Here is a 16,657-nt window from a genome sequence, read left to right as displayed (position 1 = left end):
CCCGGACACGGCGTTCGGCGTGCTCCCGGAGGTACTGCTGGGTGAACACGGGTGGTGCTCCTTCTGCCGGGCGGTCAGAGGTAGACGGCGTCGGCCACGGCGCGCAACGGCACCCGCTGGTGCCTGCGCAGCAGCGCGGAGGTGAGCCGGTAGGGATCCACGTGGGCCCGCCCGCCGGTCTGCCGGCGCACGAACTCCGGGGCGTCCGGAGCCTCCGTGGCGGACGCCGGGTCCTCGCGGGCGAGCAGTCCGGCGGCGCGCTCGACGGTCTGGCGCAGGAGGTCCTCGCGGTAGGACTGCCCGTTCACGCCCTTGCCGAGGCCGGCGACGAAGTACAGCCTCGTGCCGAGCCGGACGGCCTCCGGTGACGCGTGGTCCCGCAGCGCGCCGGCCAGCCCGGCGACGGTGTGCGCGTGGGCGACGCCGTGCCGACTGGAGCGCACCGCGCCGTCCAGCGGAACCCGGTCCAGACAGACCCGGTGCGCACGGGCGCCGCCGAGCGCACCGAGGAGTTTCTGCAGCAGGACGTAGTCCTCCGTCAGCTCGCGGTCGTGGAGCAGGACGATCTCGTCGTACTCCTCCGCCGCCGGCAGCAGGTCCCGCAGGGCGCAGCCCAGGTAGTTGGGGAGGCCCGTGGCGGACGTGGCGGGGCGCAGGGGCAGCCCCTGGGCGGTGGCGTCCAGGTAGACGGGGCCGCCGTCGTCGCGCGTGTCCAGGCAGAGTCCGTGCTTGGCGAGCCGTTCGACCGTCTCCTCGAACCCGAGCCCCGGCCGCCGCGTGGCGGTGAGCCCCGGGTCGTGCATGCCCAGCCAGGCGAAGTGGCCGCGCCACAGCTCCAGCAGCCGCCGGCTCACCGGGTGGGTCCAGCCGGTCTGCTCGACGGCGCGGACGTACGGCAGCAGGGCAGCGTCGCCGGGCGGGTCGCCGCGGGTCTGGAACTCCGTGTAGAGCAGGCCCACTTCGTCCTCGGTGGCGGTGCTCAGGTCGGCGTCGCCGTGGACGCGGTCGAGGTACTCCCAGAAGCCGGCGGTCTGCCGGGTGCCGTTGAAGGCCGTGTTGCTGTAGAGGTAGTCGACGTCGTGGTCGTCCAGCATCCGCGTGGCGCGGTACATCACGTCCACCCACAGCAGTCCCTTGAGGTGGCTGAGGCCGAGCGCCTTGGTGGGCGTGACGGTGACCGGCGCGATCAGCACCCTGGGGCGGGGCGCGGTCACAGGCGCCGGCCGTGGACGAGGAAGACGCGCCCGACCCCGGGGACGCCCCGCGGGGGGACCGGGTCGGGCCAGCGGCCGAAGTCGGCGCCGGGCTCGCCGGGTTGCCGGACCGTCGCCGCGACGCCGTACTCGGCGAAGAGCGCCTCCGGCTTGTCGTGCCCGGACAGCCACGGGCAGCCCCAGCTCTCGAACACCGCGAGCAGCGGCGCGACGGCGGGCGCGGTGAGGGCGGTGGCGCTCACCAGGTCCGCGGCGACCGTGCTGCCGGGGGCGGTGGCGTCCCGCACCCGGCTCAGTACCTGGCCGACCTGTTCCCGCGTGAGGTAGTAGAGGAATCCTTCGAGCAGCCAGATGGAAGGCCGGCCAGGGTCGTAGCCGGCCTCGGTGAGCGCGGCGCTCCAGTCCGGGCCGAGCAGGTCGGCGCCGACCCGGTGCCGGGTCGCCGGCGGGGGCGCCGGTTCGGCGCGCAGCACCGACTCCTTGGCGGCGAGGACGTCCGCGCGATCGAGTTCGAAGACGTCGACCGGGCGCGGCCAGGGCAGCCGGTGGGCCCGGGTGTCCATGCCGGCCGCGGCGATCACGACCTGGGGCCGGTCGGCCTCAGCGACGCGGGCGAGCAGGAGATCGTCGAAGTACCGGGTCCTGATCGCGTTGTAGGCGAACGTGCTCGGTACGGGCTCCGCGGGGCCGGCGCGGTTCGGCCGGGTGGCGTCGCCGATCCGGCCGAACAGGTCGGTGCCGAGGACGCCGGCCAGCCGGGCGGCGAACGGATCGCGGAACAACCGGTCCGGGCGCCGGCTCTCCTGGGCCCGCAGTGCCGCCGTGAGGAGGGAGGTCCTGGCGACCGCGTCGAGGGTTTCCACGCTTGCTCCTTGAAGAGGGGAAGATGCCGGTCGGGCGTCGGCCGCCGGTTCTGACGGCGCCCGGGGGCGCCTGCTCTGGTGTCGGGAAGGGCCCGCCCGCCTGTTCTTCGGCGCCCGGCGGGCGCGGGTGCTCGTTCTGCTGCCGGGAAGGGCCCGCCCCCCTGTTCTGGCGGCGCCCGGCGGGTGCGGGGGGCCGTTCAGGTGCCCAGCAGCCGGCGCCACGCCGCGTCGTCGTTCTGGAAGACCCGGTCCTTCACCTGCGCCGGCCGCGTGCCCCGGGCGACCCTGGCCTGCCAGTCGGCGGCGAAGCCGCCCGGCGCCACGCGGTGCACGTCGACAGCGCCGAGGCGGGCGCTCGCGCGAGCCGCCCGGTAGCCGTCGGACCGCCCGGCGAGCGCGCCGTCCAGGGCCCGGGCGAAGGCCCCGGTCTCCTCGCGCGACCAGCGGCCGAACGGCTCCACGGCGAAGGCGTACCCCCGTGGGCCGTCCGCACCGGACTCCGGCGCGCCCGGCCGCGCGGGGCGCCCGGTCACCCGGCAGGTGGCGTTGCGGATCTCCAGACCGGTGGCACGCGTCGCGCCGTGCAGGGCGCTCACCACGTGCCCCTCGCGCAGCCGCTCACCGGCGGCGTCGGAAAGGGTGCGCCGGCCGGCGTACTCGAGCCGGGGCACGCCCCCGGCCCGGTCCACGACGCGCACCACGTCACCGAGGGCGTACCGGTAGAGGCCGCCGACATGGCTGAGGACGACGTGGTACTCGCCGCCTGCCGCCAGTTCGTCGCAGAGCAGCGTGTCGCTGCCGGGCGACAGTTCCTCGTCGGCGTCGACGAACTCCAGCAGCCCGCCGGTGACCGCGGGCGAGCCGGCCGTGGGATGCCGGTCCAGCGCCACGGCGACGAAGCCCTCCGACGCCGCCGCGGGGGCGGGCAGCGCGCTCACCCCGGGCCCGAACACCTCACGCAGCCGGGGGAGATAGAGGGAGGCCAGTCCGGTGGTCCAGCAGAACAGCACTTCCATGCGCGGCCAGACATGGGCGGGCAGCGGGGTGCCCGCGCGTTCGGCGAGCCGGTCCAGCAGCCGGGCGCGCTCCGGGTCGGGGGCGGGTCCCGGACGGCCGTCGACCGTGCCGTCGTACACGTCCTTGACCAGGCGCGGCCACCACTGGACCAGTTGGTGGGGCAGCGCGGCCACCACGGCGGGGTTGATGCCGATGACACACCGCACGTCGTGCGCCATGGCGGTGCGCAGCCGTACGTAGTCGCGCCGCGGGTGGTCGGCCGGGTCCACGAACGACGGCAGGGTGCTCCAGGGGGCGCGGCTGCCCGGTTCCGCCGACAGCCGCTCACCGAAGGCCCGGCCGAAGTCGACCTGGCTGGCGCCGAGATGGGGGCGTCCGGAGCGGGTCGCGTCCGCGGCGGGCGCGGGGTCGTGCTTGAGGTTGAGCGTGGCGTCGGGCCTGCGGACGGCCTCCGGGTGGTGTTCGACGATGTTCGCCCAGGCCGCGTAGTAGGGCGGGAAGAAGGAGGTCCGCATGAACTCCCGGGTGACCGGTATCCGTTTGCTGTCGCCGGTGCTGCCGCTGCTCTTGAAGAAGACCACGGGGAGATCGGCGCTCAGCACGTTCGCCCGGCCGGCCGCGGCGGCCTCCATCCAGGGGCGGAGGGCCTCGTAGTCGGCGATGGGGACGGCCGCGCGGAAGTCGTCGACGTTCCGGCAGCGGGCGAAGCCGTGCCGCCGCCCGAACTCGGTGTCGGCGTTCGCGCTCAGCAGGTGCCGCAGTGCGCCGTCCTGTGCCGCACGCACGTCGCCGAGAGCCGTCCGCAGCCCGGCCCGCTCGGCCAGCACCCTTTCCCGGTACGCGGGGAACAGTTCTGCTTCCATGTCAGACACCGGCCCGGTGTCCCGTCGCGTGCGCGACGGCGTCGACGGCACGGTCGATGCCGGAGCCCGGTTCGAGGGTGGTCACTTCCATGCCCGCCACCTCCGCGTGCAGCAAGTCGCGCAGATCGTCCTGGAACCGGGTGAACGCTTCCTCGGTGGGTGTGTCGCCGTAGTGCTCCATCGGGTTCAGCGCCGCTCCCCGCCCGCTGCGCTCCCAGGCGACGGCGGACGGAACGTCGAGGTAGACGACCCGGGCGGGCTGCGGGAACGACCGCCACCAGGAGAACAACGACGGATTGGCGTACCCGAGCAGCGTGCACTTGGCCATGATCTTCAGGTAGTAGGAGTCCACGATCACCGGGCGTCCGGGCGGTGCGCCGGTCACGCGGTCGCGCATGTGCACCACGGCCAGCTGCAGCAGGGTGAGGAGGATGTCCGGCGAGTAGCGTCCGGCCGGAGCCCTCAGCGCCTCGGACAGCAGTTCCCGGCGGGCCCGGCCGATCAGCGCGTAGTCGGTGTCGAGTGGTGCCTGGTCGCAGGTGACCACCGTCCAGCGACCGCTGTCGGCGAGACGCCGCAGCACCGACGACTTCCCCGAGTAGTCCGGACCGAGCAGGACGGTGAATTCCGGGCCGTCGGCCCGGGGCGGCGCGTACGGAGGTGCGCCGTACGGCATGGGTGAGGTCGGCATCTTCACTTCCTGGTAGCTGATCCGTGGCCGGTCCGATGCCGGTCCGAGCACGTGCCGGTTCGAGCACGTGCCGCTCGGAGCACATGCCGGCCCTGCGCACGGCCGCGGGCGCGCGTGGGCACGGCCGCTCGTACGGCGGCCCGCGCGGGGCCGCGCCGCGGTCGGTTCTTCGGGTTGTGCCGGTTCTCGGCGCGCGTGCCGGGCCCGGGGCCCGCCGCCTGATCCGCGGCGGCGGGCCGGGTGCTAGCTCCGCCGGCCGGTGGGGGACGAATCCACGGGCTCGTAGTACTCGGTGAACAGCCGGCCCACCAACTCGCCGCGGCTGGACACGCCGAGCTTCTCGAAGATCGCCTTGATGTGGTCGCGCACCGTGTGCGGCGACAGGTGCAGCTCCTCGGAGATCCCGCTGGTGGACAGGCCGCGCGCCACCCGCCGGGTGACCTCCAGCTCCCGTTCCGACAACTCGTAGGCCTGCACGACGAGCGGCGTGACGTCGGAGACCGGGGCGCGTTCGATGATCACCGCGGAGGCGCCCGGGCGCCCGTCGGCCCCGCGCAGGCAGGACGCGTGGCACACCAGCCAGCGGCCGGTGCGGGTGCGCATCCTGATCCGCGCGGTGTCCCCGCCGCGCTCCTCGGCGATCGCCCTGGCCCGCATCGCGGTGCCGTGCACCCACAGGGGCACGCGCAGACCGAGCGCGGTGAGCGAGGCGGGACCCTTCGGCATCTCCTCCAGATAGCGCCGTGCCTCGTCGTTGACCGAGACGAGGGCGCCCTCGGCGTCGAACAGCAGCAGCCCGGTGCCGGTCAGAGCATCACCGGAGGGCTCGGGGCGCTGTTTGGCGTACGCCCTGAGCAGGCGGGCGACGGGCGTGCCCAGGTCCTCCATGAACCTGCGCTCCCCGGTGGAGAACTCGGCCCGTCCCTTCTCCCGGAACAGGCTGATGTACCCGTGGGGCCGGCCGTCCACCCGCAGCACGGCCCGCAACTCGTCGTGCACCCCGCGCGGCGCCAGAAAACCCCGGTACAGGGAACTGCGCTCGGGCTCGCCCCCCGTGGTCTCCCACAGGCTCGCCACCGGTACCGGCGCCAGCGCGAGGTCCCGGAACAGGTTGATCTTCTCCGTGAACAGCTCGTACTGCCAGTAGACGGCACAGCTGTGATCCTCGATGTTCTCCGCGAAGATCGGCGAAGTGATCATGCCGGTCTCCGGGTCGGTGGCCCGCCAGACGGCGGCGTCGTACGGGACCGCCCTGCGCAGTTGTGTCGCCAGCGTGCTGAACAGCGTGTGCGGGCTGTCCGCGCGTCCGGCGCGCAGGAGGAGTTCGTCGCGACCGAGAGCAGTGGGCATCTCCGGCACTCCGTTCCGGGGTGGTCTACGGATGAAGAGTCAGCCTTGCCTGTCACAACCTGGCCCCACCGTACGCCACTTGGCGGCCCCGGGGTGGTGACACCGGCCGGAGCCGGCCGTCACCACACGTCGTCCGGGAGCCACTGCGCGTACCGCCGCGGGCCGGTCAGGACGGCCCCGTCCCCGCGGATGTCCACGGTCGGCAGGCCGGCCGCCTCCGGCATCCTCGGTATCTCCGGTCCGACGTAGAGCGGGTCGATCCGGACGTGCTCGATGCCCAGTGGTCCGAGCAGCGTCAGGAGCGCGGGCCGGGACAGCCGGATCCAGCGCTGGGTGGGGCCCAGCGCGGCGCGGAGCCGTTCCTCGCGGGTGAAGGCGAGGCCGACCCGTTCCGTACCGGCGCCCGGCCGGGCCGTGCGCACGACGGCCACCGCGCCGTCGAGGTCGCCGACCCGGACCGGGACGTACAGGAGCGCGTTCACTACGTCACGTCTCGAGGCAGAACTCGTCGAGCGGGTAGCCGACGTGCCGGTCCTCCGTCGGCAGGAAGCCGAGCACCTTGTCACCGGGCTTCAGCTCGGTGCTGTTGAGGACCTTGCCGCCCGGGCCGAGCACCCGCACGTGCCAGTCGTCCTGGAGGATCAGATTGACCTCGCGGCCGTCGGTGGAGACCGCGTTCACCGAGATCAGCGGCCTGGTCTCGATCTTGACCCGGCCGACGGTGACGAGCCGGGTGCGGCCCTCGACGTCGGACGCCACGACCTTGCTGCCGGCCTTCAGCTCGCTGAGGTAGTTGGTCCGGCCGTCCTTGGACAGCGTGTACGAGTGGATGGCGCCGGCGTTCACCCGGAACGGGCGGGTCGGCATGTACGGCAGCGGGTGCGTCTCGCTGACGCAGAGGATCATGCCCTTGGAGTGCGACCCGACCAGGATGCCCTCGTCCTCGCGGAAGTAGGTGCAGGTGTCGACGCAGGCACGCTCGCCCATGCCGACGTGCTCCGTGCCGACGACCTCCAGCTCGGTCAGGACCAGGTCGGGGGTCTCGGCGTTGACCACGGCCTTCAGGGCGGTGGCGTCGCCGACCTTGCGGGGCGCCATCATGACGCCGTCGGAGCCGTGCTCCAGCACGCCGAAGATGATCTCGGCCTCCTCGACGTCGGCCGCGACCGTGATCAGGCTGCCCCGGGCGGCGGCGGACGCCGCGATGACGATCTCCAGCGGGATCTTGGTCGGGTCGCGGAACAGCAGCAGGCTCCACTGCTCGGTGCGCGCCGACTGACAGGCGTCCTCCAGCGTCTTCGCGTCGACGATCTCCACGAACCGGCCGAACTCCAGCCCCGGGTGCGCGAGCCGCAGCTCGGCAGGGGTGATCTTGTGGAAGTCGGGGTCCACGATGACGACGGTGGCCTCGCCGAAGTCCTCCGGGAGGGTCTTGCCGCGGGGGAACAGCACCTTGGTGACGGTCGGGGGCAGGCCCTCCAGGGATGCCGGGTCCGCCGCGACGATGCCGTCGACCCGCTGGTGCAGCGCTTCCTGGACGATGGCGTCCCGCGCCTCGTCGACGCCTCGGATGTCCAGCCAACTGAGCTTCATGTGCAGGGCTCCTAGTGGTCACTCACTGTGGATGAGGTCGGCCAGCTTCCCGGCCATGACGCCGGGATCGGGCGCCTCGAAAACGTTGCGGCCCATGGCCACGCCCGCGACCCCGGCGCTCAGCGCCTCGCCGACGTGGGCAAGGACCTGGCCTTCGTCGTCGTTGCGCGGGCCGCCGACGGTGATGACCGGGACGGGAGAGCGGGCGACGATCTCCTTCATCTCCGTCACCGAGCCGACGTACGGGGCCTTCACCAGGTCCGCGCCGAGATCGGCGGCCAGGGTCACCGCGTGCGCCACCAGCGCGGGGTCGCGCGGATCGCTGATCCGGGGGCCGCGGGGGTACATCATCGCCAGCAGCGGTACGTTCCAGCGGTCGCACGCCTCGGCGACCGCCGCCAGGTCGGACACCTGCTGCTGCTCGCCGTCCGAGCCCAGGTTGACGTGCACGCTCACCGCGTCCGCGCCCAGCCGCAGGCTCTCCGCGACGCCGGCCACCAGGTACTTGGCGTCCGGGTCGGGAGCGTGCACGGTACTGGCGCTCAGATGGACGATGAGCGAGGTGCTGCCGAACCAGGCGGGATCGACGTGCCGGAGACTGCCCTTGTGCAGGACGATCGCGTCCACCCGGTTGGTGGCCAGCCGGCCCACGAGTGCGTCGAGCCCTTCGCCGCCGGTGATCGGTCCCTGGCTCACCGAATGGTCCATCGGCACGATCAGCAGCCGTTCGGAGTCGTTTCGGTAGAGGCGCCGCAGGCGTAGCCGCCTGCCGAACGCGCCATTGGAGATCATGGGGGTTCCTCATTTCTCCGTGCCGGTCTTGGATCAACCCTGAAGAGGGCGGGTATCTTCGGCGTCTCATCCGCATATCGCGTGCGGCGCCTTTCCGATATCGACGGGAAACATCAGCGGTCAAGACTCGTGGGCAACCGGCGAGAAAGGTGTCCACAAAGTGACGACCATGAAGATTGACGGGCACGGCCTGAGCATCGCCCAGACCGTGGCCGCCGCATCCCGCGAAGGCTCGGAATTCGCGGTCTCCGAGGACGCGTTGCGGGCGATGAACGCGTCCCGGAACCTGAAGCTGGAGATCCTCGCGACCGGCAAGCCCATTTACGGGGTGACGACGGGTTTCGGTGACAGCGTCAACCGGCAGATATCACCGGAGAAGACCGCACGACTGCAGAACGAGCTGATCCGCTACCACCTGAACGGAACCGGTCCGCTGGCCTCCGACGAGGTCGTGCGCGCCACCGTGCTGATTCGCGCCAACTGCCTGGCCCGGGGCAACTCCGGCGTCAGCCTCCCCGTCGTGGACCTGCTGCTGGACTTCCTCCGGTACGACATCCTGCCGGCCGTCCCCGAGCGCGGCTCGGTCGGCGCCAGCGGTGACCTGGTCCCGCTCTGCTACCTCGCCAACGCCCTGACCGGCCAGGGCAGGGTGCGCCACCGCGGCGAGACCCGCCAGACCGCGGAGGTGCTGGCCGAGCTGGGCCTCGAACCGGTGACGCTGGAGGCCAAGGACGGGCTGGCGCTGATCAACGGCACCTCGTTCAGCTCGGCGTACGCCGTCCTGAACACCGAGGCGGCGGCCGAACTCGCCGACGTCGCCGACATCTGCACCGCGCTGGCCGGCGAGGGGATGCTCGGCAACCGGGGCCACTACGCGCCGTTCATCCACAACGAGAAGCCGCACAGCGGCCAGGGCGCCAGCGCCGCGTTCATCCACGAGATGCTCGAAGGCTCCTCGCTGGCGATGACGTACGACCAGGTCGTGGACCTGAACGTCCCGCTGGACGGCCGGCACTACCAGAAGCTCGCCCGCAGCATCCAGGACCGCTACTCGCTGCGCTGCGCCCCGCACGTCAACGGCGTGCTGCGGGACATGCTCGACTGGGTCCGCACCTGGATGACCGTGGAGATCAACTCCTCCAGCGACAACCCGCTGTTCGACCCCTCCACGGGCGCCGTGTACAGCGGCGGCAACTTCTACGGCGGGCACGTCGTCACCGCGATGGACTCGCTGAAGACGGCCGTCGCCGGCGTCGCCGACCTGCTCGACCGGCAGCTCGCGCTCCTGGTCGACGAGAAGTTCAACAACGGTCTCACCCCGAACCTGATCGCCCGGGTGGACGACGACGACACCGAGGCCGGGCTCCAGCACGGCTTCAAGGGCATGCAGATCGCGTGCTCGGCGCTCACCGCCGAGGCGCTCAAGCACGCGGGTCCGGCCTCCACGTTCTCCCGCTCCACCGAGGCCCACAACCAGGACAAGGTCAGCATGGCCCCGATCGCGGCGCGCGACGCGCGCAACGTGATCGAACTGACCCGTGAGGTCGCGGCCATCCATCTCCTCGCCGCCTGCCAGGCCGTGGAGCTGCGCGGCGTCGACGAGATGAGCCCGCGCACCAGGGCCGTGCACGCGCGCATCCGCAAGGAGGTCCCGTTCGCCGCCAAGGACCGGCAGATGGACGGCGACATCACCGCGGTCGTGGAGATGATCGCCTCCGGCGCCATCACCGAGGCCGCCCGGGCGGGAGGCAATCCGTGACCGTCGCCCTGAACACCGAGGCGGCCGCCTCCGGTCCGGCCTCCGGGGCGCTGCCGGCCATCGGTGACTGGAAGACCTTCGACGAACTGCGGGCGCTCCAGAGGGAACGGATCGGGCCGACGCTGCGGCACGCTCTCGACTCGCCGTTCTACGCCGAGCGGCTGGGGACCGGGCAGGAGCTGTCCACGGTGGGCCTCACCGGGAAGTCGGACCTGCGCGACAGCTACCCCTTCGGCATGCTCGCCGTGCCCAGGGAGCGCCTGGCGTCCTACCACGAGTCCAGCGGCAGCACCGGCAACCCGACCCCCGCCTACTTCACCGAGGCGGAGTGGGCCGACCTGGCCGACCGGTTCGTCCGCAAGACCGTCCCGCTCGGTCCCGAGGACACCATGCTGGTGCGCATCCCCTACGGGCTGGTGCTCGCCGGGCACATGGCCCACTGGGCCGCCATGCGCGGCGGCGCGACCGTCGTCCCCGGCGACTGCCGCTCGCTCGCGGTGCCCTACTCGCGGGTCGTGCGCGTGCTGCGCGACCTGGAGGTGACGCTGACCTGGTCGACGCCGAGCGAGTGCCTGCTGTGGGTCGCGGCGGCCAAGGCCGCCGGCTGCCCCGCCGGCTCCTTCAAGTCGCTGCGGGCGCTGTACGTGGCGGGCGAACCGATGAGCAACGCGCGCCGCCGCCGGATCGAGGAGATCTGGGGCGCCCCGGTCATCGAGGAGTACGGCTGCACCGAGGTCGGCCCGCTGGGCAGCGACTGCCCGTACGGCCGGATGCACTTCTGGGCCGACCGGGTGCTGCCGGAGATCTACGACCCGCAGACCGGACGGATCACCGCCGAGGGCGCCGGTCAGCTGGTCATCACCCCGCTGTACCGCGAGGCGATGCCGCTGGTGCGCTACAACCTCGAAGACCTGGTGGAACTGCGGTACGAGGACTGCCCCTGCGGGTGGCAACTCCCCACCGTGCGGGTCATGGGGCGGCTCGGCCAGGGCTACACGGTCGCCGGGCGGCGCCTCGGGCAGATCCAGGTGGAGGAGATGGTCTACCGGCTGCCCGCCTCCCACGGCGTGCTGTTCTGGCGGGCCAGGGCCGAACGGGACCGTCTGGTCGTCGAGTTCGAGGCACCCGGCCCGGACGGCGCGGAGGCCGCCGCGTCGCTCGCCGCTTCCGTCGAGGCGGAACTCGGGGTGCCCTGTGTGGCCGGCGCGGTGCCCGAGGGCACGCTGGTGCCGACCGCGCTGCTGGCGGAGCAACTGGACGCCATGAAGCCGCGCAAGCTGTTCGGGCCCGACGAGGACTGGGGGCAGGCCGTTGTCCGGGGTTGAGACATGGTGATCGTGATGGCCGCACACGCCACGGCGTCGGACGTCGCCGCGGTCGTCGCGCGGGTCGAGTCGGCGGGCGGCGAGGCCTTCGTCAGCCGCGGGACGAGCCGTACCGTCGTCGGACTGGTCGGCGACATCGAGCAGTTCGGCACGCTCAGCCTCGGCGCCCTGCGCGGGGTCGCCGAGGTGGTGCGCATCTCGGTGCCGTACAAGCTGATCAGCAGGGAGAGCCACCCGGACCGTTCGGTGGTCCGTGTGGGCGGGGCGGCGATCGGCCCCGGCGCGCCGGCGCTGATCGCCGGGCCCTGCGCGGTGGAGACGCCGGAGCAGACGCTGCGGGCGGCGCTGATGGCCCGGGCGGCCGGCGCGACCGTCCTGCGGGGCGGTGCCTTCAAGCCCAGGACCTCTCCCTACGCCTTCCAGGGCCTGGGCGAGGCCGGGCTGAAGATCCTCGCCGACGTGCGCGCCGAGACCGGCCTGCCCGTCGTCACCGAGGTGGTCGACGCCCACGACGTCGAACTGGTCGCCTCGTACGCCGACATGCTGCAGATCGGCACCCGCAACGCGCAGAACTTCGCGCTGCTGCAGGCCGTCGGCGACGTGGACAAGCCGGTCATGCTCAAGCGGGGGATGTCCGGGACCATCGAGGAGTGGCTGATGGCCGCCGAGTACGTCGCGCAGCGCGGCAACCTCGACATCGTGCTGTGCGAACGCGGCATCCGGACGTTCGAGACGGCCACCCGCAACACCCTGGACATCTCCGCCGTGCCCATCGTCCAGCGGCTGTCGCACCTTCCCGTCATCGTCGATCCCTCGCACTCGGGCGGGCGGCGCGACCTGGTGCTTCCGCTGACCCGGGCGGCGCTGGCCGTCGGGGCCGACGGGGTCATCATCGACGTGCACCCCGACCCGGCGACGGCGCTGTGCGACGGGCCCCAGGCGCTCGTCCACGAGGATCTGGAGGAACTCGGCGCGGCGATGCGCGGCGAGCTGCCCGCAGGGCACCGGGTCCTCGACGGGGCCGCCTCCCTCCCGTAACGGCGACGGCCGCCGGGCCCGGTCCGGCGGCCGGTCGCCGCATCCTCCTCAAACGGGGGATGGGACGCGGCCCCCGCCGTTGGCAGAGTCCTTTCCGTCCCGCCACACAACCGGGTCCGGGAGGACTGAGGATGACGACAGGCAAGAGCATCGAGAAGCCGGCCGCGGCGGATCTCTCCGAACGAATCCGGGGCCGGGTCCTGCTGCCGGGGGACGACGACTTCGCCCCGGAGCTGGACGGGTTCAACCAGATCAGCGAGCACTCCCCGGACCTGGTGGCGGTCGTGGCGGGAGCCGAGGACGTGCGCGAGGCCGTGTCCTTCGCCGCCGCCCGCGGGTTGCCGGTCGCCGTCCAGGCCACCGGCCACGGCCCGTCCACCGCGGCGGACGGCGGACTGCTGATCAGCACCCGCGGGATGCGGGGCGTGCGCGTCGACCCGGCCACGCGGACGGCCCGGGTCGAGGGCGGCACGCAGTGGTTCGAGGTGGTCGAGGCGGCCGCCGAGCACGGCCTCGCCCCGCTCAACGGCTCGTCCCCGCTGACCGGGGTGATCGGCTACACGCTCGGCGGCGGCCTCGGGCTGATGGCCCGCAAGTACGGCTACGCCGCCGACCACGTCACCGCCCTGGAGATCGTCACGCCCGACGGCCAGTCGCACCGGGCCACCGCCGACCAGGACACCGACCTCTTCTGGGCCGTGCGCGGCGGCAAGGGCAACTTCGGCGTCGTCACCGCCCTGGAGTTCGGCCTCGTCCCGGTGGAGCGGCTGTACGGCGGCGGGCTGTTCTTCGCCGGCGAGGCCGCCGCGGAGGTGCTGCACGCCTGGCGCGAGTGGACCGCGACCGTGCCGGAGGACCTCACCTCCTCGCTGGCGCTGCTGCGGCTGCCGGACGTCGAGTCGATCCCGCCCTTCCTGCGCGGCCGGCTGACCGTGCACGTCCGGATCGCCTACCTGGGCTCGGCCGAGGACGGCGACAAGCTGGTCGGGCCGCTGCGCGCCGCCGGTCCGCTGGTCGTCGACACGCTGGCCGACATGCCGTACACGAGGTGCGGAGAGATCCACAACGACCCCACCGAGCCGATCCCCTACAGCGAGCGGTCGATGATGCTCCGCGAGCTGGACGAGGCGGCCGTGGGCGCGCTGCTGGAGCTGGCCGGTCCGGGCGCCGACTGCATCGACCTGGCGGTGGAGCTGCGGCAGCTGGGCGGCGCGGTCGGCCGGCCGCCGAAGACGCCCAACGCCGTCGACCACCGGGACGCCGCCTTCGCGCTGTCGACCCTCTCGCTGCCCGACAACCGGCCCCCGCTCGTGGTGGACGGCATGGCGGCGTGGGGCACCGGGCGCCGCTACCTCAACTTCCTGGCCAGTCCCGACGCGGCGGACCTCACCGAGAGCGGCTACGAACCGGCCACTTTCGCCAGGCTGGCAGAGATCAAGGGCCGGGTCGATCCGGACAATCTCTTCCGGTTCAACCACAACATCGCACCGCGTCCGCGACAGGCCTGATCTCGTGAGGAGCCGCGCGGCGCACCCGCGGGCGCGGTACGACCGGCGCGATATGCCGCCGATACATCCCATTGCAAGGCTGGCCGGGACGCTTACCACTGTTTGGTGGATTGTTCAATCAGGAGGACAGCAGTGAAACGACGTGACGTGATGAAGGGCATGGCGGGCGCCGTCGCGGTCGCGGCGGCGCCCGCCGCCGTCATCCACGCGGGCAACACCTGGGCCGCCTCGAACGAGGACGCGGCTGCCCCCGGGGCGGCCGCGGAGCCGGGGGACCTGTACACCGAGCAGTACAAGGGCCGCACGATCACCGTGTCGAAGAGCACCGAGAAGGTGCGGATAGACGGCCGGGAACTGCACCTGATGAAGCTGGGCGAGGGCGCGTACCTCAGCTCGATGTGCCACTACCGGTTCGAGGCCACTCCGCTGGCCGCCGGACGTCAGGCCGTCGACGAGCTGCGGGGGGCGAACCTGCTGCCCTCCGGCGGCCACCACCATGCCTGATCCGGAGACGAGAGAACCGAGAAGGAAGAAGCCCATGGTTCCCGTTCGCAAGAACCACCTCGACATGACCCGCGCGGAGAAGAGACGCTTCATCCGTGCCCTGCTCCGGGTCAAGGAGACAGGCGTCTACGACGAGCTGGTCCGAATACACATAAAGATCAACTCGGGCGACTACCTGGACAAGGACGGCGGTGTCGGCAAGCGCTGGGGTCACATGGGTCCGGGCCTGTTCCCGTGGCACCGCCAGTACCTGCTGGTCCTGGAGCGGGCTATGCAGCGGTTCGACCCCACCGTCACCATCCCGTACTGGGACTGGACCAGGGACCAGAGTCCCGACTCGCCCCTGTGGGCCGACGACTTCATGGGCGGCAACGGCCGGCCCGGCGACGGCAGGGTCATGACCGGCCCGTTCGCCCGCTGCAACGGCTGGAAGCTGAACGTCAGCGTCGTCCCGGTCGGCGACGAGCACCCGGCGTTCAACGGCAACTACACCGCGGACGACCGGGACTACCTGGTCCGCGACTTCGGCACCACCAACCCCGTCCTGCCGACGGCGAAGGAGCTGGAGGACACCCTCGCCCTCCCGACGTACGACACGCCGCCCTACAACTACACCTCGGGGTACGGCACCGAGACGCAGTCCCTGCGCAACCACCTGGAGGGGTACGCGAAGTTCCCGCACGAGGCCAATCTGGGCAAGCTGCACGGCGCCGGCCACACCTGGGTGGGCGGCCACATGCTGTACATCGGGTCGCCGAACGACCCCATCTTCTTCATGCACCACTCCTTCCTCGACAAGGCCTGGTCGATCTGGCAGAAGCAGCACCCGGACGTTCCTCAGTACCTTCCGGTGGAAGAGCACCCGGATGTGCCCTCGCTGCACACCAAGCTCGCGCCCTGGTACACGATGACACCGGCCGATCTGCTCGATCACACGAAGTTCTACCGCTACGAATAGGGTTCTTCAGAGGTCCAGGAAACATCTCGCACGACCGTAGTCCTGTGCCGCCGACGACAGTTGCCATCGACATTCACGTGATGCCGATGGCAACTGTATTGGCATAATTACGGGTCTTCACGCGCCCGTGCGTCATTTTCTCGCACATCATTACCGGGGGTATAGATATGTGCGCCGACCACGTGTTCCACATACTTGGCCCGCTACTCGTGACGAGCGGCGGGGAGCCAATAGAAATAAGCGGTATCCGCAGGCAGAAATTACTCGCCGCGCTGCTTCTGCAGCCGAATCAGATGGTCAGCCTCGACCGGCTCGTCGACGTCATGTGGGACGACAGGCCGCCCGCGTCCGCCCACGGACAGATCCGCATCTGCGTCTCCGGCCTCCGCCGCCTGCTCAGGGGCGGCGAGCGCGACAGCGTGATCGAGACGCACCCCTCCTGCTACCGGATCAGCGTCCACGGCGAGGACGCCGTGGACCTGTTCACTTTCGAGCGGCTCGTCTCCCAGGGGCGGGCCATGGTCCGCGACGATCAGTTGGAGCGCGCCGAGAGGCTGCTGAAGTCGGCGCTCGCGCTGTGGCGCGGACCGGTCGCGGCCGGCCTCGACAGCCCGGCGCTGGGCGCGCTCGTCGTCAGACTGCACGAGGACCGGCTGACCGTGCAGGAGGAGTACTTCGACGTGGCGCTGAAGCTTGGGTACCACCAGCGGATCATCGGCGATCTGACCGGTTTCGTCTCCGAGAACCCCTTCCGGGAGCGAGCCTGCGCCCAACTGATGCTGGCGCTGTACCACTCGGGCCGTCAGGCGGACGCCCTGAAGACCTTCCGCGCCGTCAGGGCGCGGTTCTCCGAGGACCTCGGCATCGAGCCGGCCCGGGACCTGCACGTCCTGCACCAGTCGATCCTGGTGGGGCGGCTCTCCCCGGCGGGCTCACCTCCCGCGGACCCGCCGGCCTACGCCGTCCCTCGCCCTGACGGTCACCAGGGCCGCCGCCCGGCCGGCGTGGCGCTGCTCTCCCGGACCTCTCCGAACACCGCCACGGCCGACCCGTTGGAGCAACTGCGGCTGGAGAACGACCTGCTCCGCACGGAACGCGACGGTCTGCGCCGGATCCTGTCCCTCTGGCTGGACCTGAGCGACGCCGACCAGGGCGCCGCGGCCTACTGAACCGGCTCACGGC

Annotated in this window: 15 protein-coding genes; 7 read left to right on the top strand and 8 right to left on the bottom strand. The window is 71.8% G+C overall.

All coding sequences use genetic code 11. From position 1 onward, the window contains the following. Positions 1-74 precede the first annotated feature (74 nt). The 8 genes from EBH09_RS15390 to bagB all read right to left on the bottom strand — a co-directional run bounded on the left by EBH09_RS15390 (position 75) and on the right by bagB (position 8,383). Positions 75-1,214 carry a hypothetical protein gene (locus EBH09_RS15390; protein WP_121747572.1) on the bottom strand — a complete coding sequence of 380 codons (1,140 nt, stop codon included), beginning with the start codon at positions 1,212-1,214 and terminating at the stop codon, positions 75-77. Further along, entirely contained in the window at positions 1,211-2,077 is an 867-nt protein-coding gene (locus EBH09_RS15385; RefSeq protein ID WP_121747571.1) for an SAM-dependent methyltransferase, read from the bottom strand. The genes EBH09_RS15390 and EBH09_RS15385 overlap by 4 nt, the downstream gene beginning before the upstream one ends. Positions 2,078-2,274: 197 nt before the next feature. Further along, positions 2,275-3,957, bottom strand: coding sequence for a GH3 auxin-responsive promoter family protein (locus EBH09_RS15380; RefSeq protein WP_121747570.1), 1,683 nt, complete (start codon positions 3,955-3,957; stop codon positions 2,275-2,277). A 1-nt stretch (position 3,958) separates the two neighbouring features. Then, positions 3,959-4,648, bottom strand: coding sequence for a hypothetical protein (locus EBH09_RS15375; protein WP_153182664.1), 690 nt, complete (start codon positions 4,646-4,648; stop codon positions 3,959-3,961). A 243-nt stretch (positions 4,649-4,891) separates the two neighbouring features. Then, positions 4,892-5,998, bottom strand: coding sequence for a LuxR family transcriptional regulator BagY/FevT (gene bagY, locus EBH09_RS15370; protein ID WP_121747568.1), 1,107 nt, complete (start codon positions 5,996-5,998; stop codon positions 4,892-4,894). Between the two features lie 119 nt (positions 5,999-6,117). Next, complete coding sequence (locus EBH09_RS15365) at positions 6,118-6,480, bottom strand: SAV_915 family protein (protein WP_121747567.1); 363 nt, start codon at positions 6,478-6,480, stop codon at positions 6,118-6,120. A gap of 4 nt (positions 6,481-6,484) precedes the next feature. Then, on the bottom strand, positions 6,485-7,591 hold the full coding sequence (bagC, locus tag EBH09_RS15360; protein ID WP_121747566.1) for a bagremycin/ferroverdin biosynthesis 3,4-AHBA synthase BagC/FevH: 1,107 nt from the start codon (positions 7,589-7,591) through the stop codon (positions 6,485-6,487). Positions 7,592-7,609: 18 nt separating this feature from the next. Beyond that, positions 7,610-8,383 (bottom strand): bagremycin/ferroverdin biosynthesis DhnA-type aldolase BagB/FevI, encoded by a 774-nt coding sequence (bagB, locus tag EBH09_RS15355; RefSeq protein ID WP_121747565.1) that lies wholly within the window; start codon positions 8,381-8,383, stop codon positions 7,610-7,612. Positions 8,384-8,552: 169 nt separating this feature from the next. On the opposite strand from bagB, the gene bagA reads away from it, so the two are divergent. From bagA to bagI, 7 genes are all read left to right on the top strand, one after another. Further along, positions 8,553-10,142: a bagremycin/ferroverdin biosynthesis tyrosine ammonia-lyase BagA/FevW gene (gene bagA, locus EBH09_RS15350; RefSeq protein ID WP_121747821.1), complete on the top strand. Its 1,590-nt coding sequence runs from the start codon at positions 8,553-8,555 to the stop codon at positions 10,140-10,142. Continuing rightward, positions 10,139-11,467: a bagremycin/ferroverdin synthetase BagE/FevW gene (gene bagE, locus EBH09_RS15345; protein WP_238697324.1), complete on the top strand. Its 1,329-nt coding sequence runs from the start codon at positions 10,139-10,141 to the stop codon at positions 11,465-11,467. The genes bagA and bagE overlap by 4 nt, the downstream gene beginning before the upstream one ends. A gap of 15 nt (positions 11,468-11,482) precedes the next feature. Continuing rightward, positions 11,483-12,505, top strand: coding sequence for a phospho-2-dehydro-3-deoxyheptonate aldolase BagF/FevY (gene bagF / locus EBH09_RS15340; protein ID WP_238697323.1), 1,023 nt, complete (start codon positions 11,483-11,485; stop codon positions 12,503-12,505). 131 nt (positions 12,506-12,636) lie between these two features. Further along, positions 12,637-14,013, top strand: a complete 1,377-nt coding sequence (gene bagG / locus EBH09_RS15335; RefSeq protein WP_121747563.1) for a bagremycin/ferroverdin biosynthesis FAD-dependent oxygenase BagG/FevA2 — start codon at positions 12,637-12,639, stop codon at positions 14,011-14,013. Between the two features lie 132 nt (positions 14,014-14,145). Then, positions 14,146-14,517 (top strand): bagremycin/ferroverdin biosynthesis copper chaperon BagZ/FevE, encoded by a 372-nt coding sequence (bagZ, locus tag EBH09_RS15330; RefSeq protein WP_238697322.1) that lies wholly within the window; start codon positions 14,146-14,148, stop codon positions 14,515-14,517. A gap of 34 nt (positions 14,518-14,551) precedes the next feature. Further along, positions 14,552-15,475: a bagremycin/ferroverdin biosynthesis o-aminophenol oxidase BagH/FevF gene (gene bagH / locus EBH09_RS15325; RefSeq protein WP_121747561.1), complete on the top strand. Its 924-nt coding sequence runs from the start codon at positions 14,552-14,554 to the stop codon at positions 15,473-15,475. A gap of 182 nt (positions 15,476-15,657) precedes the next feature. Then, positions 15,658-16,644 carry an AfsR/SARP family transcriptional regulator BagI/FevR gene (gene bagI / locus EBH09_RS15320; RefSeq protein ID WP_193776326.1) on the top strand — a complete coding sequence of 329 codons (987 nt, stop codon included), beginning with the start codon at positions 15,658-15,660 and terminating at the stop codon, positions 16,642-16,644. Positions 16,645-16,657 lie beyond the last annotated feature (13 nt).

Source organism: Streptomyces sp. E2N166, from assembly GCF_003671715.1.
GTDB classification, from domain to species: Bacteria; Actinomycetota; Actinomycetes; order Streptomycetales; family Streptomycetaceae; genus Streptomyces; species Streptomyces thinghirensis.
The sequence above is the reverse complement of the archived record's forward strand: the minus strand, read 5'-3'. Positions and strand labels throughout refer to the sequence as shown.

Coding starts and splice junctions, on each gene's coding strand:
- bagG (WP_121747563.1), top strand. CDS start 12,637: ATGACGACAGGCAAGAGCATCGAGAAGCCGGCCGCGGCGGATCTCTCC.
- bagB (WP_121747565.1), bottom strand. CDS start 8,383: ATGATCTCCAATGGCGCGTTCGGCAGGCGGCTACGCCTGCGGCGCCTC.
- bagF (WP_238697323.1), top strand. CDS start 11,483: ATGGCCGCACACGCCACGGCGTCGGACGTCGCCGCGGTCGTCGCGCGG.
- EBH09_RS15375 (WP_153182664.1), bottom strand. CDS start 4,648: ATGCCGACCTCACCCATGCCGTACGGCGCACCTCCGTACGCGCCGCCC.
- bagY (WP_121747568.1), bottom strand. CDS start 5,998: ATGCCCACTGCTCTCGGTCGCGACGAACTCCTCCTGCGCGCCGGACGC.
- bagA (WP_121747821.1), top strand. CDS start 8,553: ATGAAGATTGACGGGCACGGCCTGAGCATCGCCCAGACCGTGGCCGCC.
- bagH (WP_121747561.1), top strand. CDS start 14,552: ATGGTTCCCGTTCGCAAGAACCACCTCGACATGACCCGCGCGGAGAAG.
- EBH09_RS15380 (WP_121747570.1), bottom strand. CDS start 3,957: ATGGAAGCAGAACTGTTCCCCGCGTACCGGGAAAGGGTGCTGGCCGAG.
- bagC (WP_121747566.1), bottom strand. CDS start 7,591: ATGAAGCTCAGTTGGCTGGACATCCGAGGCGTCGACGAGGCGCGGGAC.